This window comes from Sphingomonas sp. PAMC 26617 (assembly GCF_000242835.1).
GTDB lineage: Bacteria > Pseudomonadota > Alphaproteobacteria > Sphingomonadales > Sphingomonadaceae > Sphingomonas.
The window spans coordinates 228,532-254,195 of sequence record NZ_JH594425.1 but is presented as its reverse complement, the minus strand read 5'-3'; the positions used below and the strand labels follow the sequence as shown (position 1 = coordinate 254,195).

General features: G+C 68.0%; 20 protein-coding genes. 7 read left to right on the top strand and 13 right to left on the bottom strand.

Going from position 1 to position 25,664, the window contains the following annotated elements; translation table 11 throughout:
- Positions 1 to 75 precede the first annotated feature (75 nt).
- A complete protein-coding gene (bamA, locus tag RH91_RS01090; RefSeq protein WP_010160626.1) occupies positions 76 to 2,667 on the bottom strand; it encodes an outer membrane protein assembly factor BamA in 2,592 nt (863 codons plus the stop codon).
- Positions 2,668 to 2,914: 247 nt separating this feature from the next.
- Between bamA and RH91_RS01085 the strand changes: the two genes are divergently transcribed.
- Positions 2,915 to 3,235, top strand: a complete 321-nt coding sequence (locus RH91_RS01085) for a hypothetical protein (RefSeq protein WP_010160625.1) — start codon at positions 2,915 to 2,917, stop codon at positions 3,233 to 3,235.
- Between the two features lie 183 nt (positions 3,236 to 3,418).
- On the opposite strand, the gene RH91_RS01080 is transcribed toward RH91_RS01085, so the two are convergent.
- Positions 3,419 to 4,780: a HAMP domain-containing sensor histidine kinase gene (locus RH91_RS01080; RefSeq protein ID WP_010160624.1), complete on the bottom strand. Its 1,362-nt coding sequence runs from the start codon at positions 4,778 to 4,780 to the stop codon at positions 3,419 to 3,421.
- Positions 4,777 to 5,490, bottom strand: a complete 714-nt coding sequence (locus tag RH91_RS01075; RefSeq protein ID WP_026046743.1) for a response regulator — start codon at positions 5,488 to 5,490, stop codon at positions 4,777 to 4,779. The genes RH91_RS01080 and RH91_RS01075 overlap by 4 nt, the downstream gene beginning before the upstream one ends.
- A gap of 173 nt (positions 5,491 to 5,663) precedes the next feature.
- On the opposite strand from RH91_RS01075, the gene RH91_RS01070 reads away from it, so the two are divergent.
- Positions 5,664 to 6,473, top strand: a complete 810-nt coding sequence (locus tag RH91_RS01070; RefSeq protein ID WP_232283363.1) for a response regulator — start codon at positions 5,664 to 5,666, stop codon at positions 6,471 to 6,473.
- 248 nt (positions 6,474 to 6,721) lie between these two features.
- On the opposite strand, the gene RH91_RS01065 is transcribed toward RH91_RS01070, so the two are convergent.
- Both RH91_RS01065 and RH91_RS01060 read right to left on the bottom strand, forming a co-directional pair.
- Positions 6,722 to 7,636 (bottom strand): EthD domain-containing protein, encoded by a 915-nt coding sequence (locus tag RH91_RS01065; RefSeq protein WP_010160620.1) that lies wholly within the window; start codon positions 7,634 to 7,636, stop codon positions 6,722 to 6,724.
- An 81-nt stretch (positions 7,637 to 7,717) separates the two neighbouring features.
- Complete coding sequence (locus tag RH91_RS01060; protein WP_010160619.1) at positions 7,718 to 8,923, bottom strand: MFS transporter; 1,206 nt, start codon at positions 8,921 to 8,923, stop codon at positions 7,718 to 7,720.
- A gap of 106 nt (positions 8,924 to 9,029) precedes the next feature.
- Here RH91_RS01060 and RH91_RS01055 point away from each other — a divergent pair, with 106 nt between their 5' ends.
- A complete protein-coding gene (locus RH91_RS01055; RefSeq protein ID WP_010160618.1) occupies positions 9,030 to 9,938 on the top strand; it encodes a LysR family transcriptional regulator in 909 nt (302 codons plus the stop codon).
- 24 nt (positions 9,939 to 9,962) lie between these two features.
- Here RH91_RS01055 and RH91_RS01050 read toward each other — a convergent pair whose 3' ends face one another.
- The 3 genes from RH91_RS01050 to RH91_RS01040 all read right to left on the bottom strand — a co-directional run bounded on the left by RH91_RS01050 (position 9,963) and on the right by RH91_RS01040 (position 13,312).
- The gene (locus tag RH91_RS01050; protein ID WP_010160617.1) at positions 9,963 to 11,225 is read right to left on the bottom strand and encodes an MFS transporter; all 1,263 of its coding nucleotides are present in this window, start codon (positions 11,223 to 11,225) and stop codon (positions 9,963 to 9,965) included.
- A 47-nt stretch (positions 11,226 to 11,272) separates the two neighbouring features.
- Positions 11,273 to 12,523, bottom strand: a complete 1,251-nt coding sequence (locus tag RH91_RS01045) for an arsenic transporter (protein ID WP_010160616.1) — start codon at positions 12,521 to 12,523, stop codon at positions 11,273 to 11,275.
- 363 nt (positions 12,524 to 12,886) lie between these two features.
- On the bottom strand, positions 12,887 to 13,312 hold the full coding sequence (locus RH91_RS01040; RefSeq protein WP_010160615.1) for an organic hydroperoxide resistance protein: 426 nt from the start codon (positions 13,310 to 13,312) through the stop codon (positions 12,887 to 12,889).
- A gap of 209 nt (positions 13,313 to 13,521) precedes the next feature.
- Here RH91_RS01040 and RH91_RS01035 point away from each other — a divergent pair, with 209 nt between their 5' ends.
- Both RH91_RS01035 and RH91_RS01030 read left to right on the top strand, forming a co-directional pair.
- A complete protein-coding gene (locus RH91_RS01035; protein ID WP_010160614.1) occupies positions 13,522 to 14,595 on the top strand; it encodes a glycosyltransferase family 4 protein in 1,074 nt (357 codons plus the stop codon).
- Positions 14,592 to 15,488, top strand: coding sequence for a hypothetical protein (locus tag RH91_RS01030; RefSeq protein ID WP_010160613.1), 897 nt, complete (start codon positions 14,592 to 14,594; stop codon positions 15,486 to 15,488). The genes RH91_RS01035 and RH91_RS01030 overlap by 4 nt, the downstream gene beginning before the upstream one ends.
- On the opposite strand, the gene RH91_RS01025 is transcribed toward RH91_RS01030, so the two are convergent.
- Positions 15,464 to 16,618, bottom strand: a complete 1,155-nt coding sequence (locus RH91_RS01025) for a glycosyltransferase family 4 protein (protein ID WP_010160611.1) — start codon at positions 16,616 to 16,618, stop codon at positions 15,464 to 15,466. The genes RH91_RS01030 and RH91_RS01025 overlap by 25 nt on opposite strands.
- A 106-nt stretch (positions 16,619 to 16,724) precedes the next feature.
- Between RH91_RS01025 and RH91_RS01020 the strand changes: the two genes are divergently transcribed.
- Both RH91_RS01020 and RH91_RS01015 read left to right on the top strand, forming a co-directional pair.
- On the top strand, positions 16,725 to 18,797 hold the full coding sequence (locus RH91_RS01020) for an HAD-IIB family hydrolase (protein ID WP_010160610.1): 2,073 nt from the start codon (positions 16,725 to 16,727) through the stop codon (positions 18,795 to 18,797).
- Positions 18,794 to 19,639, top strand: a complete 846-nt coding sequence (locus RH91_RS01015) for a glycosyltransferase family 2 protein (RefSeq protein WP_010160609.1) — start codon at positions 18,794 to 18,796, stop codon at positions 19,637 to 19,639. The genes RH91_RS01020 and RH91_RS01015 overlap by 4 nt, the downstream gene beginning before the upstream one ends.
- On the opposite strand, the gene RH91_RS01010 is transcribed toward RH91_RS01015, so the two are convergent.
- From RH91_RS01010 to RH91_RS00995, 4 genes are all read right to left on the bottom strand, one after another.
- Complete coding sequence (locus tag RH91_RS01010; RefSeq protein WP_010160608.1) at positions 19,632 to 20,795, bottom strand: glycosyl transferase; 1,164 nt, start codon at positions 20,793 to 20,795, stop codon at positions 19,632 to 19,634. The genes RH91_RS01015 and RH91_RS01010 overlap by 8 nt on opposite strands.
- 46 nt (positions 20,796 to 20,841) lie before the next feature.
- The gene (locus tag RH91_RS01005) at positions 20,842 to 21,123 is read right to left on the bottom strand and encodes a DUF6916 family protein (RefSeq protein ID WP_010160607.1); all 282 of its coding nucleotides are present in this window, start codon (positions 21,121 to 21,123) and stop codon (positions 20,842 to 20,844) included.
- Positions 21,124 to 21,234: 111 nt separating this feature from the next.
- Positions 21,235 to 24,111: a PAS domain-containing protein gene (locus RH91_RS01000; RefSeq protein WP_010160606.1), complete on the bottom strand. Its 2,877-nt coding sequence runs from the start codon at positions 24,109 to 24,111 to the stop codon at positions 21,235 to 21,237.
- 7 nt (positions 24,112 to 24,118) lie between these two features.
- Positions 24,119 to 25,576 (bottom strand): ATPase domain-containing protein, encoded by a 1,458-nt coding sequence (locus RH91_RS00995; protein WP_010160605.1) that lies wholly within the window; start codon positions 25,574 to 25,576, stop codon positions 24,119 to 24,121.
- Positions 25,577 to 25,664: the final 88 nt, after the last annotated feature.

The following is a 25,664-nucleotide window of genomic DNA, read 5'->3' as shown; positions in this document are numbered from 1 at the left end:
TGCGACGAAAAGCCGCCCGGATACGACGGCCGGTCATCCGCGTCGCACAAGCGGGTTCGCGACCCGGCCCGGTCTTCAGAACTGCCCGCCCACGTTGAACGTCACCAGCTTGGTATCGTCGCCCTTCTGCTTGAGCAGCGCCTTCGCCAGATCGATCCGGAGCGGACCGAACGGCGAGTTCCAGTTGACCCCGATCCCGATCGAGACGCGCGGCTTCGGGCTGTTGCCCGAATAGGTCTCGCGGTAGTTGCTCAGCGCGTAGGTGTACGGCGTCCCGGTGTTGGTGGTCGTGCTGTTGCCGGAGGAGTCCAGATACAACGGCGCGCCGCTGCTGCTGGTATATTGCCGCGTCGTCGTGGTGCACGCGACCGCCGCGACGATCGCGGCGGCGCAACTGTCCGCGAGCGTCGGGGTCTTGCCGCCGAACACCGCGCCGATATCGGCATAGATCGACGGCCGCAGCCCGAGTTCGCGCATCCCCGCGCCGAGCGGCAGCTCCATCTCCAACCGCCCGCGATAATAAGTGTCGCCGCCGAGCGCCTCGGACGTGTTGTTGCTCGCCGCGGTCAGCGTCGCGGGGATCGTCGAGACATCGTAATAACTCCGCGTCACGCGCGGCCCGACGCCGCGAATGTCGAACCCGCGCATCTGCGGATCGCCGAGGAAGAAGCGGTCGGTCAGCCGGACATCCTGCCCGATCCCCTGGATATGCCCGCCCTCGGCCTGCGCGTTGAGCACGAAGCCCGAACCGAGCCCCCAATATTTGGACGCGATGACGGTCGAGCGGAGATAATGCGTATCGCCGCCGAGCCCCGCGAAATCCTGGCTGATCGACAGGCGCGACCCCTTGGTCGGGTTGAGCCGGCTGTTGAGCGAATCGAAGATGATCGAATAGCCGACCGACGAGGTCCACCGGTTGCCGACCGCGTCGCACAGATAGGATCCCGCAAGCGCGGTGTCGCAGGCGCCGTTGGTGTAATAGGTCGCCGCATCGAGCGAGACCTGATCGTAGCTGAGGCCATAGCGCGTCGAGGCGGTCCAATATTCGCTCAGCGGCAAGGCCGCTCGGATCTGGAAACCGGTCGAAAGCTGCGTATAGGTCGTCGTGTTGGTGTCGCCGACGGTATTGTACGAGCGATAGTCGCGCCGGAAGATGTCGCCGCCGAGCGCGATGTTGGTGTCGAACAGATAGGGCTCGGTGAACCCCAGCTCGACCGACTTGGAATAGGTCGAATAGCTCACGCTCGCGCGCAGTTCCTGCCCCTTGCCGCGGAAATTGCGCTGCTTGATCGACGCCTGGATGATGAACTTCTCGAGGCTCGAATAGCCCGCCGACAGCGACAGCTCGCCGGTCGATTTCTCCTGCACGTCGGCGGTCAGCACGACGCGGTCGGGGGCGGACCCTTGCGTCTGCTTGATCTCGAACTTGTCCTGGAAATACCCCAACGAGTTGATCCGGTCCTGCGAGCGCTTGACCTGGAAGCTGCTGAACGCGTCCCCCTCCGCCAGCCGGATCTCGCGGCGGATGATCTTGTCCTGCGTCTGCGTGTTGCCGTTGACGTCGATCCGCTCGATGTAGGTCCGCTTGGCCTCGGCGACGTGGAAGTTGATCCCCATCGTCAGCGTGTCCTTGTCACGCTGGAAATCGGGGCTGACGTCGACGAAGGCGTAGCCGAACGCGCCCGCCGCCTGGCTGAGCGAGTCCACCGCGGTCTCGACCTGCTTGGCGTTGTACCAGCTGCCCTTGATGATCCCGAGGCTGGCGGCGAGCTTCTTGTTGTCGAAGTCACGAATGTCGCTGTCGACCGTCACGTCGCCGAATTTGTAGCGTTTTCCCTCCTCGACGACATAGGTGATGATGAAGTCGCGCTTGTCCGGCGTCAGCTCGGCGACCGCGGAGATGACCTTGAAGTCGGCATAGCCCTCGGTCAGGTAGAATTGCCGAAGCTTCTGCTGGTCATACGCAAGGCGATCCTGGTCGTAGCTGGTGTTCGAGCTCAGCAGCGTCTTGAGCCGCGCTTCCTTGGTGGCCATCTGCTCGCGCAGTTTCCCTTCCGAAAACACCGTGTTGCCGAGGATGTTGATCTGGCGGACCTTGGACTTCGGGCCTTCCGACACCTCGAAGATCACGTCGACGCGGTTCTGGTCGAGGTTGACCATCTTCGGCTCGACCACCGCGGCAAAACGCCCCTGGCGACGATACAGCTCGATGATCCGCGCGACATCCTGGCGGACCGCGGTGCGCGTGAAGATCTGGCGCGGCGCGAGCTTCACCTCCTTCTTGATCTTGTCCTCCTTCAGCCGCTTGTTCCCCTCGAACAGGATCCGGTTGATGATCGGGTTCTCGCGGACGCGCAGCACGATGGCGCCGGTCTCGGCTCCCGCGATCGACACGTCGGCGAACAGGTCGCTCGCGTAGAGATCCTTGATCGCCTGATCGAGCGTCTCGGCGGTGAAGGGCTGGCCGGTGCGCAGCCTGGTATAGGACAGCACCGTCTCGGGCTCGACGCGTTGCGCACCCTCGACGCGGATCGACGTGATCGGGCGTGGCGCGGCCGGTGTCGGGGCTGCGGGCTGCTGCTGCGAAAGGGGCTTTGGGGGAACCGCCGTACCGGACACGGCAGCGGACGCGAAAACGATCGGGCCAACGCCCAGAACCAGGAACATCACTGCATCTCCAACCAGCCGTCGGGCTAGGGAGGCGATGTGTCCGGCGGATTTTCGCGTGTGACACCCGCGCCACGCGATGCGTCGCGGGCGCTATGCGATGTCACGCTGCGCAACGCGCGCCGCGGTGCGCGCGGCTTCTGTGTCGTCGCAGCCAAGCGCGGGACACGCGGCAGACATTTGGCGAGCGCACCAGAGCCGTGCGTTCCCGTCCCCCCCGCCGGAGCGCTTGTCTGAAAGGCCTGTCATGTACGTTGCCATCAAGAGCCCGATCGTCCCCGAGCAGAAGCTCGCGGAAACGCCCTATGTCGACAATCCGTTCGCGCCCGAGATCTTCGCGACCGGCTATTCGGGACTCGCCAACATGAATGGCGTGATCGTGATGACGCTCGAGAGCGCGCGGTGCGACCATAGCCGGCCGCAGCCTGCGCTCGAGCGGGTCGTCGTCGGGCGGGTCGCGCTCACCACCACGGCCGCGCTCGAGCTGGTCACCGGGCTCAACCAGTTTCTCGAACAGCAGGGCATCAGCCCTTCCAAGATGCTGGCGGCCGGGGCGACGTTCCAGTGATCGTTCGGATCGTGCTCTATGCGGTGCAGAACTGGTGGCGGCTCGTTCCGTAAGGTGGCGGGCACCCTGAACCGGTGCCGGACCCTCTGCCGACTTCCGCCGTCACCCCGGCCCTGTGCCGGGGCCCACCGTGGTTTGCGTCCGCACGGGACAAGCCCGGGGTGACGGCGGCGGCAAGACCCGTCACACCGGCAGCGTCACCCGCGCGAGCAACCCGCCGCCGTCGCGATTCTCGATCGTCGCGTCGCCGCCATGCGCGCGTGCGACCGCGCGGACGCTGGCGAGGCCGAGCCCGGTCCCGCCGGTGTCGCGATTGCGCGAACGTTCGGCGCGGAAGAACGGTTCGAACGCGCGCGCGAGATCGGCGGGGACCATCCCCGGGCCGCGGTCCGCCACCTCGATGATCGCGACCCCGCGCGCCGCGCGCAGCGTGATCTCGGCGCTCCCCGCATAATTGACCGCGTTGCTCACCAGATTGGTCAGCAGCGCCTTGAGCGAGGGCGCATCGCCCTCCATCCCGATCGCCGCGCCGGGGTGGAGCGTCACCGCGCCCCCCGCGTCGGCGGCATCGCTCGCGACGCTTTCGGCGAGCGAGCGAAGGTCGAGCCGCTGCCGCCGGACATGCCGGGTCATCTCGCGGACGAACGCCATCGCCGCGCCGATCCGCTCGCTCATCTCGCGAATGTCTTCCTCGCCCGCGAGCCGGATCGGGTCGGGTGCCTTTTCCAGCCGCAGCGACAGCCGCATCAGCGGCGTGCGCAGATCATGTGCGACCGCCGCAATCAGCGTCGTGCGATCCTCGACATAGCGGTTGAGCCGCTCCTGCATCACGTTGAACGCAGCTGCCGCCTCGGCGATCTCGGACGGGCCCGACAGCGCCATCGGTTCGGCGCGCGGGTCGCGTCCAAGACGGTCGGCGGCGGCGGCGAACAGCGCGATCGGCTTGGCGATCCGGCGCGACACCAGCCACGCCAGCGGCGCGATCGCAAGCGCGGCGAGCACGAACCACAGGACGATCCGCATCCGCCACGGGCTGAGCAACCGCTCGACCGGCTCGACGATCCGCCAGCTGCCGTCGGCATGCCGGATCGACACCGTGAAATCGCCGAACAGCGCATCGTCCATCGCGCGGCGCGGACGGCCCATGCCCGGTGCCAGCGGCGGGCGGAACGCACTGACGATCGTCGGGCCGCGGTGATGCCCCGAGACCACCACCACCGCGCTCGCCGGGATCTGCAGGTCGAACGCGATCGACCGGGCAAGCGCGAGGTCGCGCGGGTTGGGGTCGACCGCGTGGGGCGCCCTGGTGGTGGTGATCGTCAGCAAACCCGTCGGGTCGTGCCCCGCGCGCATCAGCGCGGCGATGCGACCCGTGGTGAAGATCACCGGCGCGGGCGGCGGCATCAGCAGGAACGCGCCGAAATTGAGGACCTGGACCAGCACGACCGTCACCAGCATCGTCGTGAAGATACGCAGGAACAACGGCCAGGATTTGGGCAGGCCCGCAGCAGCGGGCGCGGGGACCGGTTCGGCGATCGCGGTCATGCGCGAGTCACCGACGGCACGAAGAAATAGCCTTCGTTGCGGATCGTGCGGATGATCTCGTCGTCGCGCGCGCGCAGCTTGCGGCGCAGGCGGCTGACCTGGACGTCGATCGCACGGTCATACGCGTCGCTGTCGGGGCCGCGCGCATCCTCTAGCAACGCATCGCGCGTCAGCACGCGACGTGGTCGTTTCACGAAGGCGCGCAGCACCGAGAATTCGCCGTCGGTCAGGTCGACCAGCATTCCGCTGCCGTCGAGCAATTCGCGTGCGGCGAAATCGACCCGCCAGTCGAGGAAGCAATAATAGCGCGGCTCGGCGGCGATCTCGTCCCGCGCGCGCAGCGCCGCGCGGACGGTGGCGAGGATCTCGCGCGCGCTGCACGGCTTGGTCAGATAATGGCTCGCGCCCATCTCGAGCCCGAGGATCCGGTCGGGTTCGTCCCCCAGCGCGCTGAGGAAGACGATCGGCGGGCCGCCCCGCGACGCCAGCCGTCGGCACGCCGAAATCCCGTCCTCGCCCGGCATCATGATGTCGAGCAGCACCAGCGACACCGGATGTCGCGCGAGCGCGACGTCCATCTCCTGCGCACTCGCAGCGGTTTCGACGCGGTAGCCGTGCCGGCTGAGACTTTCGGTCAGCAACGTGCGGATTGCGTGATCGTCATCCACGACCAGCAAGGTCGGCGTGTCGCGAATTGGGTGGGCGGCCATCGTCATCGCGCTGCGATGCGGGGGCGATGTGTCCGGCATATGTCCATGCCCATCAACGCCCGGGCGCTTTGTGACCGCGCGGACATTCCGGGAAACAAGCCGGAAAAGAATGGTCGCCAAGGGAAGGGGGCAGTTCGTCGCCGCAGCAATGTCCCTTCAGGAGTCGCATGATCATGACATTCCATTCCAGCGTCGACACGATGCCGTCCGGCGGCTTCAAGGCTGCCACCGCAACCGCCACCGGCGCAAGGATCGTGATCGTCGACGACGACCCCGGCGTGCGCGAGCTGCTGACCGAATTCCTCGTCGAGAACGGCTTCGGTGCCGAGGCCGTGGCGAATGGCGCCGCGCTACGCGACCGGCTCGAGCGGCGCGACTGCGACCTGATCGTGCTCGACATCATGATGCCGGGCGAGGACGGATTGTCGATTCTGCGCTCGCTGATGCACGTCGAGGATGGCCCCGGCATCATCATGTTCTCGGCCATTTCCGGGGAGATCGACCGGGTCGTCGCGCTCGAGATGGGGGCGGACGACTATATCCTCAAACCCTCCAGCCCGCGCGAGATCATGGCACGGATCCGCTCGGTGCTCCGCCGCCGTGCGGCGACCGCGGCGCGCGGCGGGGCGGTCGGGATCGGGCACGCGCCGACGCCGCCGACCGACTGCTTCGGCTTCGCCGGCTGGACGTTCGACGCGCGCCGCCGCAAGCTGACCGCCCCGGACGGCGCGATCGTCGCCGTGACCGAGACCGAATATCGCATGCTCGCGATCTTCCTGCGCGACCCGCAGATCGTCCATTCGCGCGAGAATCTCGCGGATCTGACCGGGCGCGACAGCCCGGGCTGCAACGACCGCACGATCGACGTCCATGTCAGCCGGTTGCGCCGCAAGCTCGCGGTCAACGGCGGCGACGAGATCATCCGCACGGTCCGCAACCGCGGGTATCTGTTCCTTCCCCGCGTCGAAGCGCGGGACGCCTGAGGCCGGGCCCGCACCGCCGTCATCCCCGCGGAGGCGAGAGGCCTTCAAAACCGTCCGTCATCCTGAACTCGTTTCAGGATCCAGCCCTCCGCGAGTCCGGACAATGCCTGTCGCGCGATGGATGCTGAAACAAGTTCAGCATGACGGAAGCTTTGGCGGTCGGGGGTGACGATCAAACCCCCGACTGCCTTTTACGCAGAGGTCCCGCCTTCGCTGGAATGACGGCCAAGGGGCGGCCTGCGCGCTGGTTACATCTTCCCCGTGTGGATCAACTGGCGCACGTCGTCCGCCGCCTGGTTGTTCGCGCCGAGCCGTTCGATCAATTGCGCCGGACGGCTCCCGCGCAGGCCCGCCAGCGTCAGCGTCTTGTCGCGGACATAGGTGTAGACGCCGCTGACCGCGAAGGCGGTGGAGTGGCGGACGTGCTGTAGCAGCCCCTGTGCGGCTGCCGCGAACGCGTCGCCCTCGAGGAACGCCCGGCGCGTCAGCGGGGTCTCGAACGCGAGTTCGAGGATCCCGATCGCCGACCGCTCCGGCGGCACGAGATGGTTGACGTTGGGGGCGGGCGGCGCGGGGTCCGCATTGTCGTAGCGTTCGGGCAGATGCAGCCGGACCTTGAGCACCGCGGGCTCTGCTGCCAGCGTCTCCGCAAACCCGGTCAGGAACGCGCCGAACGCGTCCATATCGTCCCCCGCCGCGCCGAGATGGACGTGGATCCGGTCGAACCCGTCATCCGCATTGGGGATCGCGTCCGGGATCCGGTCGACCAGCGTGCGCGAGCCCTCGGGCAGGGCGTAGGCGACGGTGCCTTCGAACATGTTCTGCTCGTCCGCGAACAGGATATGGCTGGCCTCGTTGAAGACCGCCTGATCCTCGGCCGAGTCGAAGCCGATCTCGACCCCGCCATCGAGCTCATAGTCGGGGAAGGGGGTGACCCCCTCGACGTTTGGCCACAGATGCGCGTCCTGCTCGCGGTCAAAATGGTTCTGGACGTACCAGGCGAGCCCGGGGATCCGCGAGCACAGTGGGCCGTGAACGTCACGCCAATAGGTCGCGAACAGCTCGTGCGGCACGCGCGGGCGGCGCAGCACGGTGGTGTAGCTGTTGATCGCGATGCTGGCATCGCGGGCGGCATAATCCTGATCGATCGAAATCTTCGGCATCGGAAGTCTCCTGTGTCGCGGCGTCAACGCGCGCGAATGAATCCTGGGGTCAAGAATCGTCCGGTTTTTCGGGCGAAGGGGTCAGGCCGCCGCCCGCGTCTTCAGGCGGAACACCAGCGCGCTCAGCACGACCGCCACGAGGGCAATCCCAGCGGCGACGTAACCGACGCTCGCCAGCCCGAGGTGCGTGATGATCGCGCCCCCGATGATCGCGCCGAGCCCGATCCCGGCGTTCGCCATCGAGACGTTGAGCGTCCCCGCGAGCGCCTGCGCATGGCTCGCCGACTGCATCACGCGGACCTGGCAGATCGGATAGAGCGCGGTATTGGCGACGCCCCAGACCGCGAGTGCGACCCCGAGCCACACCGGCGATCCCGCCAGCAGCGTCGTCGCCGCCATTCCGATCGCGAGCACCAGCGCCGCGATCGCAGTCACCAGCAACGGCCCCTTGCTGACGAACTGTCCGCCGAGCCAGTTGCCGCCGAGCCCGACGATCCCGAACCCCATCAGCCACCAGCCGACCTGCGCCGCCGGAATATGCGCGATCTGCTGCAGCGTGTCGGCAAGATAGGTGTAGGCGGTGAACATCGCGGTGAAGACGACCACCGACAGCACGACGTTGCCGAGGAAATACGGGTCCTTCAGGATCTTCGCCTGTTCCGCGAGCCTGACGCGCGGCGGCTTCGCCAGCGTCGGCATGACGAGGAACAGCGCGACGCCCATCAACAGCGACAGCCCCGACAGGCCCCAGAACGTCCCGCGCCAGCCGAACGCATCCGACGCGAGCGTGCCGAGCGGAATGCCGAGCACCATCGCGCCCGAAATCCCGAGGTAGACATTGGCGACCGCCTTGCCCGACTTTTCAGGCCCGGCGAGCGCGCCCGCGGTCTCGCTCGCGGTGCCCCAGAAGACCGGGAGCGCCAGCGCGGGCAGGAAGCGGGCGAAGCCGAGGATCCAGATATTGGGAGCCGCCGCTGCAAGCGCGTTGGCGCCCGCGAAGATCAGCAGGATCACCACGAACAGCCGCTTGCGTTCGAAATGCGAAAGCATCGCGGTCAGGAACGGTCCTGCGAGCATCACGGTGAACGCGAACAGCGTGACGAGCTGTCCCGCCGCGGCGATCGATATGCCGAGATCGCGCGAAAGGCTCGGCAGCAGCCCGACGATGATGAACTCGGTCGTGACGATCACGAACGCCGAAATCGCCAGCAACAGCACGGCAAGGCTGTTCCCGCGCGGTTGCGTGCGCCCCTCGGCGGACGTGGCGGATAGGGTGGCAGGCGGCATCGATCATTCTCCAGCGGACCGTGCTGATGTAGGATGACAATTCGGCACTTCACGCGGTAAGAATTCGCGGTACCTGTGACGAATATTCCCTAATCGCGAGACCTCCATGATTCCATCCGAACGCCTGAAGGGGATCGAGGCCTTTGTCTGCTCCGCCGATGCGGGCAGCTTCACGACCGCCGGCGCGCGGCTCAACCTCTCCAGCTCGGCGATTAGCAAGAGCATCGCGCGGCTCGAAGCGCGGCTCGGGAGCCGTCTGTTCGACCGTACCACGCGTCGCCTCGCGCTGACCGAGGCGGGCGCGGCGTTCTACGAGACGTGCGTCCGCGTGCTCGCCGAACTCGCGGATGCCGAGGCGGTGCTCGCGGCGCATCGGTCGGAGGTGGTCGGGCGGATCAAGGTCGATGTGCCGGTCGCGTTCGGGCGGATGCGCGTGCTGCCGCTGTTGCTCGGCTTTGCGGAGCAGAACCCGAACGTCCGGCCGAACATCACCTTCACCGACCGGCTGGTCGACGTGATCGAGGAAGGCGTCGACGTCGCGGTGCGGATCGGTACGCCGACGCTGTGGCCGGACGCGCTCGGGCATCGTCATCTCGGCACCGAACGCGTCATCTTCTGTGCGGCCCCCGCCTATCTCGACCGGCACGGCGTCCCCGCGACGGTGGACGATCTCGCGACGCGCGACTGCATCCTGTACGGCCGTGCGGATGGCAGCACGATCGCGTGGCGGTTCTGCGATGCCGCGGGCGTCGTCGAGCAGCGCACGATGGACGGGCGGATCGTGCTCGGCAGCGCCGAGGCGCAGGTCGAGGCGGTCAAGGCCGGGTTCGGGATCGCGCAGCTCGCCACCTGGCTGATCGCGGCGGAACTGGCGCTCGGCGAGCTGGTCGAGATCCTGCCCGGACAGGCGACCGAAGGCCTCCCGCTCCACCTCGTCTGGCCGCGCAGCCGGCAGTTGAGCCCGAAGGTCGATGCGTTGCTCGAAGTGCTGACCGAGGGATTGCGGGTGGAGTGAGCGACCGTCCCACCCGCAAGGCGCTCAGCCCTTCGTCTTCTTCGTCTCGGGCATCGCCAGCAGATACAGCGCGAACCCCGCGCCCGCGACGACCGAGAGCGTGAGGAAGCTCACGCTATACCCGGCCCAGACGATGATCGACCCGGCCAGCGACGCCGACAGCGCCGCGCCCAGCCCCTGCGTCGTCGCGACCGCACCCTGGCTGACGTTGAACCGCCCGGTCCCCTCGGTCAGGTCCGAGATCACCACCGGGAACAGCGCCCCGAAAATCCCCGCGCCGACGCCGTCGAGCGCCTGCACGCCGACCAGCCAGTAGGGATCGTTCGAGACGGTATACAGCGCGCCGCGCGCCGCGAGGAAGACGAAGGCGAGCAGGAAGATCGGTTTGGTCCCCCAGCGTTCGGTATTGCGCCCGACGACGATCGCGACGGGCACCATCACAAGCTGCGCCGCGACGATGCACGCGGCGGTGAGCGAGGTCGCCTGATCCTTGCCGACCGTCTTGGCGAGCAACTGGCTGACCGACGTCAGCATCGCGGCGTTCGACAGGTGGAACAGGAAGGCGATCACCGCGAAGATCATCAGCGGCTTGTTCTCGACCAGCACCTTCCAGCCGCTCGGTTCCTCGCACCCTTCCTCGGGCTCGCAATCGAGCCCGCGCGCGACCGCATTGTCGATGTCGTCGTTGCGGATGCGGAAGGTCGTCGCGATGCTCGCGACGGTCAGCCCGGCCATCAGCCAGAACACCACGACCGGCCCGAACTTCCACGCGAGTACGCCCGCCAGTGCGGCGGACACCGCATTGCCGCCGTGGTTGAACGCCTCGTTCCGCGCGACGCGCTTGGCGAACAGCTTCGGGCCGACCAGCCCGAGCGTGATCGCCGAAATCGCGGGCGCGAACACCGCGCCCGCGACAGCCGCGATCGACTGGGTGATCGTCACCATCGCGAATCCGGAGGCGATCGGCAGCGACAGGCTGCTGATCGTGACGAGCAGCGCGGCGATCATCACGATCCGCGGCTTGTTCTTGCTTCGGTCGATCAGGCTCCCGGCAGGGGTCTGCGCGCGCAGGCCGACGATCCCCGCGATCGTCAGAACCAGCCCGACGGTTGCCTCGTTCCAGCCATGTGCTGGCCCGCGCACCGCGACGAGATAGATCGCGAGATACGGCCCGAGCCCGTCACGGACATCTGCAAGGAAGAAGTTGAGCGCGTCGAGCGTGCTGCCCGGCTGGGATGTTCCGGGTGTCGTACCGCCCGAAGTGCGGGTCGCGGATGCAGTGGCCATCAGAGGGTCTCGCTTGCGCAGGAGGGGGCAGGTCGGTGGGGAGGAGGTCAGCCGAGGAGGATGCGGGCGGCGAGCGCGGCGGCCAGCGCCGGAACCATCGTGACGGCACCAACTTTCAGAAATCGCCAGAAACCGACGTCCTCGCCCTCGCGGCGGATCGCCTGGAGCCAGAGGATCGTCGCGAGCGAGCCCGTGATCGAGAGGTTGGGCCCGAGATCGACCCCGATCAGCAGCGCATCGACCATCAGCCTGGGCGGATGCGCCTGCGCGACCGCGCTGCTCGCAATGAGACCGGCGGGGAGGTTGTTGATGAGGTTGGACCCAAAGGCGAGCACCGTCCCCGCGATCGCGCCGCCCGTGGCGGGATCGGTCGCGAGGTTGCGCAGCGCCTGCGCCACGGCGCGGATCACGCCGGTATGATCGAGCGCGGCGACGAGCACGAACAGCCCCGCGACCAGCGGCAGGACGCTCCACGACACGTCGCGCGCGACCGTGATCGGGGAACTGCGGGTCATCGCGCAGACGACGAGCAACGTCGCGACACCGGCGATACAGGTCGGCAACCCGAGTTGCTGGTCGAACGCCGAGGCCGCCAGCAGGAGGATCGCGGTGGCGATGATTCCGCCGAGCGCCATCCGCCCGCCCGCGGTCAGCGGCGCGCGCTCGACGGTTGCCTCGCACGTGCCGCCGATCCGGTCGCGCTCGATCCACCGCAGCATTACGAAGGTCACGCCGATCGACGCGACCGAGGGCAGCGCGAACGATGCGAACCACTGCCCGAGCGGCGGCATGTGCCCGCCGTACAGCACCAGATTGGCCGGATTGGAGATCGGCAGCACGAAGCTCGCGGCATTGGCGATCAGCGCGCAGGCGAAGAGCAGCGGGAGCGGCTCCGCCTTGGCGGCACGCGCGGCGGCGTAGACCGCGGGGGTCAGCACGACCGCGGTCGCGTCGTTCGATAGGAAGGTCGTGGTGACGATCCCGGTCGCATAGACCAGCAGGAACAGCCGTGGGCGCGAGCCGCGGGCGTGGTTGACCGCGGTCGCCGCGACCCAGTCGAACAGCCCCTGCCGGCGGCAGGTCTCGCTCAACAGCATCATCCCGATCAGGAACAGATAGACGTCCATCCCCGTGGCGATCGCGCCGATCGCCGCGCTTGTCGGGAGCAGGCCGAACGCGAGTAGCAACGCCGCGCCGAGCACCGCCCAGATCGCCTCCGGCCAGCGGAACGGGCGGGTGATGACCCCGGCAGTGGACGCAGCGCAGATCCCCCAGGTCGCCCCGGTCGCGAGGATCACGCGCGATCGTCCGGAAAACTCGGGGTCGCGCGGCGTCGCAGGGGAGGGGAAAGGGGGTTGGACATCACACGCGCTCCGACAATCAGCCGGCACAACGAAGAAGGTCCGCTATGGTCGCATCGTCTTTCGGTCTTTTGCCGAATGGCGACGGCACGGTTTCAATCCGTGCCTTAGTCCGGTTTTGTCGGGCGATAACAGGGCACTGACACCATCGCCTGAACGACACCGTTCAGCGTGGGTTTAGGAATGGTAACGCGGCTCGGGCGGTGGCACCCGTTCGGGAGATCGCCCCGTGCGCCCGGGCCGTGACCCGCCCGGCCGCGGCGGCGAAACCGCGCGGCCGGGCGAATTGTCGGCGCGAGGTCAGGCGATGTGCAGCCCGACGTCGACGTTGTTGCGCGTCGCGTTGGAATAGGGGCACACCTCATGCGCTGCCTGCGCGAGCTTCTCGGCATCCGCCTTGTCGACGCCCGGCAGCGAGATGGTAAGGTCGGCGGTGATGCCGAAGCCACCCTCGGAGCGCGGACCAAAGCCGATCTCCGCGGTAACGGTCGTGTCGGCGGGAACCTTGACCCCGACCTTGCCCGAAACCGCCTTCATCGCGCCGATGAAGCAGGCGGAATAGCCCGCCGCGAACAGCTTCTCGGGGTTGGCGCCGTCACCGCCCGGGCCACCCATCTCCTTGGGGACGACCAGCTTGAGGTCGACCGACCCGTCGTCGGAGCGAGTCGAGCCGTCGCGGCCGCCGGTGGCGGTGGCGCTGGTCTTGTAAATGACATTGATCGACAAGGAATTTGCCTTTCCTCGTAAAAAGGGGGGTGAAGGGGGGCGCTTGCTGCGCTGCGGTGCAGAACGGACGGCGGTACGGTAAGGATGCACTGCGGGGCAAAACACCTGGCCCGACCGCGGGCGAACGGAGGCGCGACCACGTCCGCGGGAACCGACTCGTTACAGGTTCGTCCATCGTGTTCGGGCAATCGTCCCGAACCGGGAGAGACATGGCCGACGATCCGATTCCGAACCCGCTGCGCATCGCGCAGGTCGCTCCGGTCATCTTCCCGGTCCCGCCGCGGGGATCGGGCGGGACCGAGCGCGTGGTCTACGACCTGACCGAGGCGCTGGTGGCGCAGGGGCATTCCGTCACGCTGTTCGCGCCCGAGGACAGCCGGAGTTCGGCCCCGCTGGTGTCGGCCGGCCCAAGCCTTTCGGCGCTGGAGCACATGTACGGCAAGGTCGCGCCGGGCGTCCCCGCTGCGCTCGAGGCGATGCAGCTCGACCTGCTGCGCGAACGGCTCGAGTCCTTCGATGTGATCCACTGTCACGGCGAATTCGCGCATGCCGCTGTCCTCGGCGATGCGCGGGCGCGGAGCATCACCACGGTCCACTGGCGGCTTGACGAGCGGGACCGGCAGCTGTTCTTCGGGCATTTCCGCGATCTTCCGGTCGCGGCGATCTCGGCATCGCAAGCGCGCGCCTTGCCGCCGGCGAACCTCGCGGGCGTCGTCCATCACGGCATCGCGCGGGATCGTTATGCGCAGGGGGACGGGGCGGGCGGCTATCTCGCGTTCATTGGCCGGATGACCGACCAGAAACGCCCCGATCGCGCGATCGCGATCGCGCGGGGCGCTGGGATGCCGTTGCGGCTGGCGGGGGCGGTCGACGTCGGCAACCCGACCTATTTCGCGGCGCATGTCGCGCCCGCGCTCGGCGAGCGGATCGTCCATGTCGGCGAACTGGACGATGCCGCCAAGCAGGACCTGCTCGGCAATGCGGTGGCGCTGGTGTTTCCGATCGACTGGCCCGAACCGTTCGGGCTGGTGATGATCGAGGCGATGGCGTGCGGCACGCCGGTGATCGCATGGGACGAGGGCAGCGTGCGCGAGATCGTCGAGCCCGGCGTCACCGGTTTCATCGTCTCGAGCGAAGCCGAGGCGGTCGCGGCGGTGGCGCAGGCGGCGACACTCGACCGCGCGACGATCCGCCGCCGGTTCGAGGCGCGCTTCACCGCCGAGCGAATGGCGCGCGATTACGTCGCGCTCTACCGCGCGCAGATCGCCCGGGCGGGGCGATGACGATCCGCCACGCCGCGCGGCTGCGCTGCCCGGTCTGTGGCAACCCCGACTGGCATTCGCGGATCGGGGGCGAGGAATGTACGCATTGCGGGTTGCAGGTCGACGCGGGGGTTCCGCTCGCCGCAGTTGCCGATGCGATCCGGCACCGCCTGGCGGACGGTGTGGCGAGGCCCGTCCCCGGCGACCGCTGGGCCTTGTCCCCCGGCGGATGGCGCAACGCCGCGTGGCGGTTCGGTCATGTGCTGGCCGAGGAAAGCGCGCGCCCGGCCGAACCCCGCGCGCATGCGATCACGCTCGCGATCATGACGCAGCCGGGCGAATGCGCCGCAGCGGCATCTCTCATCGCCGCGATGCCCGGTTTCGTGCGCCGGATCGTGCTGGTCGATGCGTCGGACGCGGCGCCGTGGCGCGGGCTGTTCGCCACGGCGGAGGTGCATGCGCATCCGCTCGACGGCGATTTCGCCCGCCAGCGCAATCGCCTCCAGGCACTCGCCGGAACGGGCTGGGTGCTCCAGCTCGACAGCGACGAACGTCCCGATGCCGTGCTGCTCGACAATCTCGGCTGGCTGGTCGAGGCGGCCGATCGGGACGACCTGCGCTCGCTCGGGCTCGCGCGCCGCAACCTGGTCGATGGCAAACCTTCCGCCTTGTTTCCCGATATTCAGTACCGGCTCAATCGCGCCGAGGTCCGCTTTGCGGGGCTGGTGCACGAACGCCCCGTGGTGCCGTTCGCACAGACGTCGCTTGCCTTGTGCGGCGCGATCGAACACCGCCTCGCGTTCGAACGGGTCCGCGCACGCACCCGGACCTACGCCGCGATGTCTCCCGACGGGGCACGCCCCGAGGACGAGGCGCGGCTGTTGCGCCCCTATGATGCGATCGCGGACCGATAGGCGGCAAGCGTCTGTTCGCCCAGTGTCCGCCGCGTGAACTGGCCGGAAGCGGCGCGGCTGGCGGCGGCATGCTGTTCGCGCAGCGTCCGGTCGGTCATCAGCGGGCGCAGCGCGGCGGCGACGGCCTCGCCGGTGCAATGGCGCGCGAGGATCCCCGCGCCGCTTTGCCCGACGAACAGCCGCGCGCTCGCATCCTCGGCGCAGGCGACGATCGGGCGACCGAACATCATCGCTTCCTGATAGACCAGCCCGAAGCTCTCGTAGCGCGACGGCGCGACGACGATATGCGCCTGTGCGAACAGGTCGTGCAACGCCTGCTCGCCGACCCGGTGGAACAGCCGGAGATACGCCCGGGTCCGCGCCGGCAACGCGCTCACGTCGCGGTCCTCCGCGCCGACCAGCGTCAGGCGGAACGGCGCGAGCCGCCCGGCCGCGACATCGCCGCTCAGGATCGTCGCGGCGTCGAGCACCGCGTCGAACCCCTTGCGCGGCTCGTTGCGGCCCACGAACAGCAGTTCGATCGGCCCGGCCCCCGGATAGGTCGCGCGCTGGCCGCGTTCGGTGATCGCTTGCGGCAGGCTGAGGCCGATCACCGCGTGCCGTGGGCCGGGGGCGGGAACGCCGTACAGTCTGGCGATCGTCGCGCCATGCGCGGCGGTGTTCGAGATCAGCCCGGCGCTGCGGCGTGCGGAGATCTTCTCGATCAGCGTCGCGGCCAGACGGTCGATCCGGTTGCGCATCGTCGGGTCCTGCGCGAGCGAGATTGCGGCGGGGGTCGAATTGCGGGTGACGAGCGGGATCCCCGTGATCGCCGCGCCCGGGGCATACCAGTTGGTCGCCTCGATCACGTCGAACGGCTGGATCCGGTGTTCCTCCAGCACCGCCGCGCGGAACGCCAGCGGCGCGGCGAGGTGACCGATCGCGGCATGTCCGCGCAGCCGTTCGAGCCCGTCACCCGGGGCGCATCCGATGATGGTGATCGCACCGTCCTGCTCGCGATTCGCGCGGTCGAGCGTGAAGACGCGGACATCCGCGCCTGCCTCGTTCACGGCATGCGCGATCTCCAACGCCGCGTGCGACAGGCCGCTTTTCTCCGGTGGCAGCGCCCAGGTAAGCAGTCCGACCTGCAACCGCGGCGAGCCTTGCTTTCGATTAGGTAGATTCCCGGACATGGCATCGGAACCGTCGCGCTCGCGCAAGGGTTCCATCTTCCTGTCTCCAGGGTGAACGGGAACCATGTTCGTACTCCATATCGCCCTGCAGGGCTGCCTACGGGCCCGCGACGTGGAATATGGCATCACCGCCGATACGGGCGGGCACATCCGGTACCTGCTCGATCTGGTGCGCGCGAGTGGCCCCAATCCCGCGATCGACCGGATCGAGATCGTCACCCGGGCCTTTGTCGATCCCGTACATGGCGAGTGCTATGACGACTGTATCGAGACGATCGACGCGCAGACCCGCATCGTCCGGCTCCGGAGCGCCGACTGCGCCTATCTCGCGAAGGAACAGCTCTGGACTCAGCATGACAGTCTGGTCAAAGCACTGGTGTCGCATATTTCGCGGCTGGATCGCTGGCCGGATGTGATCCACGCGCATTATGCCGATGCGGGCGCCCTGGCGGCGGCGGTCCACGAACGGCTCGGCATTCCCTATGTCTTCACTGCCCATTCGCTCGGGCACGTAAAACGCGCGGCGTTCGCTGCCCCCTGCCGCGAACTCGACGGGCTCGACCGCCGGATCGCGATCGAGGATCGCGCGATCGCCGGTGCGACCGCGATCATCGCGTCCTCGCGCGACGAGGCGGAGCTGCAATATGCCTTGTACGACGCGTATGACCCCGGCCGGATCCGGATCATCGCGCCGGGCAGCGACGTCGGCGACTTCGCGAACGCGCTGCCCAATCCCGCGATTGACGCGGCGATCGACCGGTTCCTGACCGATCCCGCCAAGCCAGCACTTCTTGCGATTGCGCGCCCGGTCACGAAGAAGAACCTGGCCGGACTGGTCGAGGCCTATGGCCGCTCGCCCGAATTGCAGGCGGCTGCCAACCTCGTGATCGTCGCCGGGACCCGCGAGGACCTGCGCACGCTCGAGCCCGAGGTGCGCGACAATCTCGCCGAACTGCTGATCCTCATCGATCGCTACGATCTGTACGGCAAGGTCGCCTATCCCAAGACGCACAAGCCGAGCGATATTCCCGCGGTCTACGCTTATGCGCGTGCGCGGCGCGGGGTGTTCGTCAATCCAGCGCTCAACGAACCGTTCGGGCTGACGCTGCTCGAGGCGGCGGCCTGTGGGTTGCCCGTCGTCGCGACCGACAGCGGCGGACCCAACGACATCGTCGAGACCTGCGGCAACGGCCTGCTGGTCGATCCGCGCGCGCCCGAGGCGATTTCAGAGGCGTTGCTGACCATCCTCCGCGACCCGGCGCGGTGGGATCGCTATGCCGCTGGCGGTCGGACCGCGGTCCGTACCTTCGACTGGAAAGCGCACGTCGCGATTTACGCCGAGTTGCTGGCCGAAGTGGCTGCGGCGAGTGTCCCATCGGTCCCGTCGACCAATACGGCACCGCGGCAACTCCTGGTGTCGGATATCGACGGTACGCTGCTCGGATGCGGGGATGCGCTGGATGCGTTCCGGGAGTGGCATGGCGACGAACGCGCGCTGGTCTTCGCGGTCGCCACCGGGCGCAGCTTCCACAGCGCGATGTCGGTGCTGGCGCAGCATCACGCGCCGCTTCCCGCGATCGTCATCTCCTCGGTCGGGTCCGAAATCTACCATCGCCGTCCGGGGGGCGTCTATGCCCGCGACACCGTGTGGGACGCGAAGGTCGCCGCCGGGTGGGACCGTGAGGCGATCGCGCACGTCATCGCCACCGAGGGCGGGCTGACCCCGCAAAGCCCGCTCGAGCAGCGTCGCGCCAAGCTGAGCTACATGATCCAGGGCGATCCCGACGCGGGCGCGCGGATTCGCGCGTTGCTCGGTTCGCGCGGGCTGACCTGCACGATCATTCAGAGTCACGGCCGCTATCTCGACGTACTGCCGTTCGCGGCCTCCAAGGGGACGGCGGTCGAACATGTCCGGCAGGCGCTCGGATTGGCGGCGAGCCAGGTGATCGTCGCGGGCGACAGCGGCAATGACATCGAGATGCTGCGGTCCGCGCCGAATGCGATCATCGTCGGCAATCATTCCGACGGTCTCGCCGAGCGCAAGGATCTCAGCCGTTGCTACGTCGCGCGCGGCCACCATGCGCGCGGGATCCTCGAGGGGGTGGCGCACTTCCGCCAGCGCGCCAAGCGCGCGTGAGTGTCAGCGTCCTGACGATCGTCCGCGGGCGATCGGCGCATCTCGCCAACCTGATCGCCGGGCTGGGCCGACAGACCCGGCTGCCTGACGAGCTCGTGGTCGCGTGGATGCAGGACTCGCCGTCTCCGGTGCCGGAGACCGCCTTCCCGGTGCGGTCGGTGCTGGTGCCGGGCGACCCGATGCCGCTCGCCGCCGCGCGCAACCGCGCCGCCGAGGCGGCTGGCGGGGAGCAGCTGATCCTGCTCGACGTCGACTGCATTCCCGCCCCGACGCTGGTCGAGCGCTATGCCGCGACCGCCGACGCGGCAGGGGTGCGACTGGGGGACGTGCTGTACCTGCCGCCGGGACCGGTCGACCCGGTCGACGTCGCCGCGCTCGATGCGGCGGGCATGCGCCATCCGGCCAAGCCCCCGCTCGCCGAGGACGAGATCCGCCCGACGCCAAGCCACGGCGAACTCTGGGGCTTGTCCTTCGCGCTGGCGGCGGCGGACTGGCGGCGTGCGGGCGGGATGGACGAACGCTATATCGGCTATGGCGGCGAGGAGACCGACTTCGCCGCGCGGCTCGAGCGCGCCGGGGTGACGATGGCATGGGTCGGCGGCGCGCGCGCCTATCACCAGCATCACCCGATCCACATTCCCCCGCTGCAGCATTTCGACGCGATCCTGCGCAACGCGCGGCTGTTCCGTGCAACCTGGGGGCGCTGGTGCATGGACTATTGGCTAGGGCAGTTCGCCGAACGCGGCCTGATCGCGATCGACGCCGACACGCTGACCATTCTGCGCCACCCAACGCAGGACGAAATCGCCGCCACGCTCGACCGCGAGGCGCGGTTCAGCTGACGACGGCCATCAGCGGCGGCGCGTCGGAGGCGGGGCTGACGGCTGCCGGTCGGGTCGATCCTGCCCAGAGGTCGACCGCCATCGCCTCGAGATAGGCCGCTGCGTTCCGCGCGGCATCCGCATCGTACAAGGCTGCGAGCGCCGCGGGATCGAGCGCCTTCGCCGCATCGAGGATCGACCGCCACGGCGCCAGGGCGCCCGGCCATTCGCGCAGCATCACCGCCGCGCCGAGCGCGTCGAGCCGTTCGGCCTTGCGTGTCTGTTCGGAGAAATACCGCCATTCCGGCGCGCAGACATAGGGGCGCCCGACGCGCGCGATCTCATGCACCGTATTGTCGCCCGCAGACGCGATGACGACGTCTGCCGCCGCGATATAATCGGTGACGCCCGAGACCCAGCCGAGTTCGCGCAGGTTGCCGAAATCGGTCTCATGCCCCTCGCGGTGAGTCGGGCCGAGCACCAGCCACAACGCGTCGGGTACCGCACGCGCCGCGATCGTCAGCGGCGCATAGGGCGTTCCCGCGCCGCCGCCGCCGGTCAGCACGACGATGATCTCCTGCGTCGGATCGAGCCCGAGCTTCGCGCGTGCCGCCTCGCGCGTCGGAATTGCGTCCAGCGTGGTGCACAGCCCGCCGGTGTAGCAGGTCGCCGCCTGTACCCAGTCCGGGGTATCGTCCTGTTCGAGCGTCCGGTCGAACGGCGCGAGCAACCCGACGCTCGCCTGATAGGCGCCGAGATGGCCGGGATCGGTGCGGTCGCCGTGCATGCGCAGGCTGATCGCGGGAACGCTCGCGATCCGCGCGAGCATCGCGATCTCGGCGGAGACGTCGACCACGAACAGCGCCGGATCGACGTCGTCGAGATGGTCGATGATCGCACGCATCGTGCTGCGCGTCTTCTCGACCCCGAGCGGGACGCAATGCATCACCTCCGGCGTCGGCTGGGCGAACAGGCCGGGGGCGGGGACCGGTGCGCCGATCATGTTGGGCAGCGCGACCAGATCGATCGGCCGGTCGAACCCGTCGAACAATTCGGGACGCGCGCACAGCACGGTCACCGGGCGCTCGGCCGGGAGCTCGCGGATGATCGCCATCGCACGATTGGCGTGGCCGCGGCCCTGGTGATGGATGAAGAAGCTGATCGGTTGACGGGTCATTTCGCTCAAACGCCACGCCGGCGGCTTCGTTGCCTGCGGTCAGCGCTCAATCGAACGTCGCGACATAGTCCATGCCGTTTTCCACCCGCCGCAGCGGCACCAGCATGATATCGAGCTGCCCCATTACCGGATGGGTGAGGTGATAGGTTGATTCCGGCCAGGTTTCCGCCGAGGTGCTCCGGAAGACGAGCGAGAAGGGCGCACGGCCGCGCTCGACACCGCGCCGCCGCGATGCCTCGACCAGCGTCAGCGGCGCGACTCCGGTCTTGGGGAGACCGATGGTGAAGGTCGTCCCGACGTGCCCGGCAAAGTCACTACAGGTCATCATGGCAAGTGCCATTCGTTCCTCACGTCCGCTCTCCGGCTAAATCGGAAGCGGTTACATGATTAACAAACTACCGGCATACGGTGCAATGAAGTGGTGCGACTATCCTTCGACTTACTTCGAATTATGTATTTTGTCGTCGGTGAGTTGTTGAATTCTATTCGTTAGCACGTCCATCGCAAAGGGTTTTGTGAGGATGTGCATGCCTGGCGCAAGGAGACCATTACCCACCGCTGCGTTTTCGGCATAGCCCGTGATGAACAGGATCTTGAGGTCAGGCCGCATCACGCGTGCGGCATCCGCCACCTGGCGGCCGTTCATGCCCTTCGGCAACCCGACATCGGTGATCAACAGGTCGATATGCCGATCCGATTCGAGCAGGACCACGGCGCTCGGGCCGTCGCCCGCCTCGATCACGTCATGGCCGAGGTCGGTCAGCGTATCGATCACCAAGGCGCGCACGGCGGGTTCGTCGTCGACCACCAGAACGGTCTTGCCGCTGGTGACCACGCCGGGCTCGGGGGCAGGGATGCGTTCGGGCTCCTCGTCCTCGGCGTCGTGCGAGCGCGGCAGGTACAGGCACATCGTCGTCCCGCTGCCGAGTTCGGAATAGATCCGCACCTGGCCGCCCGACTGGCGGGCGAAGCCATAGATCATCGACAGGCCGAGGCCGGTGCCTTCGCCAAGCGGCTTGGTGGTGAAGAACGGGTCGAAGGCGCGCGCGATCGTCTCGGGGGTCATGCCCGATCCGGTGTCGGTGACGCATAGCGAGATGTACTGGCCCGGCGTCATGTCGCGGGTGCGCGCGGCGGCATCGTCGAGCCAGGCGTTCGCGGTCTCGATCGTGATCCGGCCACCCCCGGGCATCGCGTCGCGCGCATTGATGCACAGGTTGAGCACCGCATTCTCGAGCTGGTTGGGGTCGACCTGCGTGGTCCACAGGCCGACCGCGCCGACGATCTCGATCTCGATCGACGGCCCGACCGAGCGGCGCAGCAACTCGTCGAAGCTGGCGATCAGCCGGTTGATGTTGGTTGGGCGCGGATCGAGCGTCTGGCGCCGCGAGAAGGCGAGCAGCCGGTGGGTCAATGCCGCCGCGCGTTTCGCGCCTTGCTGCGCCATGTTGACGTAGCGGTCGAGTTCGCCCGTGCGGCCCTGCTTGATCCGCGCCTGGATCAGTTCGAGGCTGCCCGAGATCGCGGTCAGCAGATTGTTGAAATCGTGCGCGAGCCCGCCGGTCAGCTGGCCGACCGCCTCCATCTTCTGTGCTTGTCGCAACTGGTCCTGCGCGCTTTCCAGCTCGGTCTGCGCTTCGCGTTCGGCGGTGATGTGGCGACCGCTGGCATAAAGCCGGTCGCCCTCCAACGTCGCGACCCAGGCGATCCAGCGATAACTGCCGTCCTTGTGGCGATAGCGGTTCTCATGTTGTCGAAGCGTGCCTTGCAAGGCTTGTGCGCGCGCGGTGACGTTTCCGGCCAGATCGTCGGGGTGACCGAAGGCGAGATGGCTGCGCCCGACGATCTCGTCCGCGTTCCACCCGAGCACCGTCGTCCACGCCGGGTTGACCGACAGGATGACCCCCTCGGCGGACAGGATCGCGAGCATGTCGTGCGAATTCTGCCAGGTCCGGTCGCGTTCACGGGTGCGTTCGGCGACCTGGCGTTCGAGCGTCTCGGCCAGGGCGGCAAGCGCGGTCTCGGCGCGGCGGCGCTCGATCGCGGCCTGGGTCCGGTCGGCGACGTCGCGGACGAACGCCAGATCGTCGGCGGACCAGGTTCGCGCGGTTCTGTTGTTGATGAACAGCAGCGCCGAGAACGTGCCGCGTTCGATCAGCGGAAGGTTGATGATCGCGCGGGCATCGAGCGCCTCGAGGACGGCGGCATTGCCCTGCGTGCGCGGTTCGGTCCGCGCATCGTCGAAGGCGACGAGTTCGCCGCGCTTGAGGTTCTCGATATACGACCCGTAGTCGCGAAACCGCAGCACGCCAGCCAGCGTGGCGGTCCCGGGCATGCTCCAGTCGCGCTCGATCGTGATCGTCTCGGCGACGGGATCGATCACGCCGTACCCCGCGCGGCTGACCCCCAGCGTGCTGCCGAGGATCGCCGCCGCCTCGAACGACATCGTCGCGACGTCGGGGGCCTCGCGCAGCCGGTCGCTGAGCGCGAGCAGCGCGCGCTGGCGCAGCTCGACCACCCGCCGCGCGGTGATCTCGTGCGAGACGCCGACGACCCGCACCGCGCTGCCCCGCGGGTCGCGCTCGACCCGTCCGTCGATCTGCAGCCAGTGGGTCGATCCGTCGGGCCAGATGCAGCGGACCTCCGCCCGGTAATCGGTCCGCTCGGCAATCGCGCGGCGCGCGCCCGCGACGATATCCTCGCGGTCGTCGGGATGGATCGCGGCGAGCAGTTCGGGATAGGTGAGCGAGTCGCCGACGGCACGCCCGAGCTGCGCCTTGGTGTCTGGCTCGACGTGGAGCGACTCGGTCGTCATGTCGAGCGTCCACGCGCCGAGCCCCCCGGCGGCGATCGCCAGCTTCAGCCGTTCCTGCCCGGCGTGGATATCCTCGAGCCGGTTGCGCGCCTCATATTGCCGCAACCGCGCGCGGCGCGCGGCGCGTGCGAGCGACAGCAGCGTGGTCGGGTGGAACGGCCGTTCGAGGAAGGTGACGTTGCCGAGCGTCTCGAGCAGCCGCACCGCGCCGGGGTTGCGCTCCAGCCCGCCGCCGCGCTCGGTCAGCACGATGAACGGCAGGTCGGACCATTCCGCCTGCTGGGCCAGAACGTCGGTCAGCGCGCGCAGGTCCGCGCCGCGCAACGCTTCCTCGGTCACGATCGCAAAGCCCACGCCTTCGCGCAGCACCGCGACCATCGTCGCAAGGTCGCGCGCGACCGCGGCCTGCAACTGACCCTCGACCAGCATCGCCTGCGCGATCGCCGCGTCGCGACCGCGTGGGGCTAGGATGATGGCGCCTTCGGCGAGGGTGCGGTTCAAGAAACGGTCAAGCCTGTGTCACGTCCAGCAACCGTGCGTCGTCGCCGATCAACGTCGGGACACCGCGAAGAACACCCTGGAATGTCGTGAGCGGTTGTCCCAGCGTGATACCGGTACTCCCGATCGTGAATTCGCGGATCGTGTCCTCGTGATGACCCATACGCTTCTTAACGACCGAAATCGCCCGTCGGACCCGGCCGAACGCCTCGAAATATCGGAGCAATATGACCGTATCGGCGAGATAGGTGACGTCGACCGGGGATTTCATGTCGCCGACGAGCCCGTGCTGCGCGACCGTCAGGAAGGTCATCACGCCCTGCCGGTTCAGATATTGCAGCAGTTCGTGCATGTGCAGGATCAGCGCCTGCTCCTCGGGCATCGCCGCCTGATAGCCGTTGAGGCTGTCGATCACGACGGTACGCGCCTTGTGCCGCTCGACGCCGATCCGCACGCGTTCGGAAAATTCGCCCGGGGTCAGCTCGGCGGCGTCGATCTGCTCGATCACCAGATGCCCGCTATCGACCATCGCCTGGAGATCGATCCCGAGCCCGAGCGCGCGATCGAACAGCAGGCCCAGTTCCTCGTCAAACACGAACATCGCCGCGCACTCGCCGCGATCGATCGCCGCCTTGACGAAGCTCAGCGTCAGCAGCGACTTGCCCGTACCGGCAGGCCCGAGGATCAGCGTGCTCGCGCCGCGTTCGAACCCGCCGCCGATCAGCCCGTTGAATTCCGCATTGTCGATCGGGACGGTTTCGCGCGTGAACCGGCCCCGATGTTCCGCGGAGACGAGCCGCGGGAACGCGCGCACCCCGCCGGTGTCGATGATGAAATCGTGATAGCCGCCACGATACCGCCGCCCGCGATATTTCAGCACGCGCATCCGGCGCCGCTCTGCGCCATAAGTGGGCGACAGTTCCTCGAGCCGGATCACCGCATGCGCCACGCTGTGGACGGTCTTGTCCATCACGTCGGCGGTCAGATCGTCGAGCATCAGCACGGTCGCGTCATGCCGCGCGAAATAATGCTTGAGCGCGAGGATCTGGCGGCGATAGCGCAGCGAGCTCTGCGCGAGCAGCCGGATTTCCGACAGGCTGTCGAGCACGACGCGGGTCGGCTTGATCCGCTCGAACGCCTCGAAGATGCGCTTGGTAGTCTCGCCGAGCTCGAGGTCGGACGAATAGAGCAGGCTCTGCTGCTGGTCGTCGTTGAGCAGCGCCTCGGGCGGGACGAGTTCGAACACGGTGAAGGACGGCGGAAACGTCCAGCCGTGCGACTTGGCCCCGGCGCGCAGTTCCTCCTCGGTTTCGGACAGCGTGATGTACAACACCGGCTCCCCGGCTTCCGCGCCCTGCGTCAGGAACTGCGTGGCGATCGTCGTCTTGCCCGCGCCGGGGGTGCCTTCGAGCAGGAACAATCGCCCGGCCTCGAGGCCGCCCGCGAGGATTTCATCAAGCCCGGCCACCCCGGTTGGACAATTGGACACGAGCACCTCTCTTGCGATGGTCCGCCGTAGCGGGAGCGTACGCCACAGGTGCTGATCCAGATCAATC

Coding starts and splice junctions, on each gene's coding strand:
- RH91_RS01035 (WP_010160614.1), top strand. CDS start 13,522: ATGGCCGACGATCCGATTCCGAACCCGCTGCGCATCGCGCAGGTCGCT.
- RH91_RS01030 (WP_010160613.1), top strand. CDS start 14,592: ATGACGATCCGCCACGCCGCGCGGCTGCGCTGCCCGGTCTGTGGCAAC.
- RH91_RS01055 (WP_010160618.1), top strand. CDS start 9,030: ATGATTCCATCCGAACGCCTGAAGGGGATCGAGGCCTTTGTCTGCTCC.
- RH91_RS01005 (WP_010160607.1), bottom strand. CDS start 21,123: ATGATGACCTGTAGTGACTTTGCCGGGCACGTCGGGACGACCTTCACC.
- RH91_RS01010 (WP_010160608.1), bottom strand. CDS start 20,795: ATGACCCGTCAACCGATCAGCTTCTTCATCCATCACCAGGGCCGCGGC.
- RH91_RS01020 (WP_010160610.1), top strand. CDS start 16,725: ATGTTCGTACTCCATATCGCCCTGCAGGGCTGCCTACGGGCCCGCGAC.
- RH91_RS01075 (WP_026046743.1), bottom strand. CDS start 5,490: ATGGCCGCCCACCCAATTCGCGACACGCCGACCTTGCTGGTCGTGGAT.
- RH91_RS01065 (WP_010160620.1), bottom strand. CDS start 7,636: ATGCCGAAGATTTCGATCGATCAGGATTATGCCGCCCGCGATGCCAGC.
- RH91_RS01070 (WP_232283363.1), top strand. CDS start 5,664: ATGACATTCCATTCCAGCGTCGACACGATGCCGTCCGGCGGCTTCAAG.
- RH91_RS01085 (WP_010160625.1), top strand. CDS start 2,915: ATGTACGTTGCCATCAAGAGCCCGATCGTCCCCGAGCAGAAGCTCGCG.
- RH91_RS01080 (WP_010160624.1), bottom strand. CDS start 4,780: ATGACCGCGATCGCCGAACCGGTCCCCGCGCCCGCTGCTGCGGGCCTG.
- RH91_RS01060 (WP_010160619.1), bottom strand. CDS start 8,923: ATGCCGCCTGCCACCCTATCCGCCACGTCCGCCGAGGGGCGCACGCAA.
- RH91_RS01050 (WP_010160617.1), bottom strand. CDS start 11,225: ATGGCCACTGCATCCGCGACCCGCACTTCGGGCGGTACGACACCCGGA.
- bamA (WP_010160626.1), bottom strand. CDS start 2,667: ATGTTCCTGGTTCTGGGCGTTGGCCCGATCGTTTTCGCGTCCGCTGCC.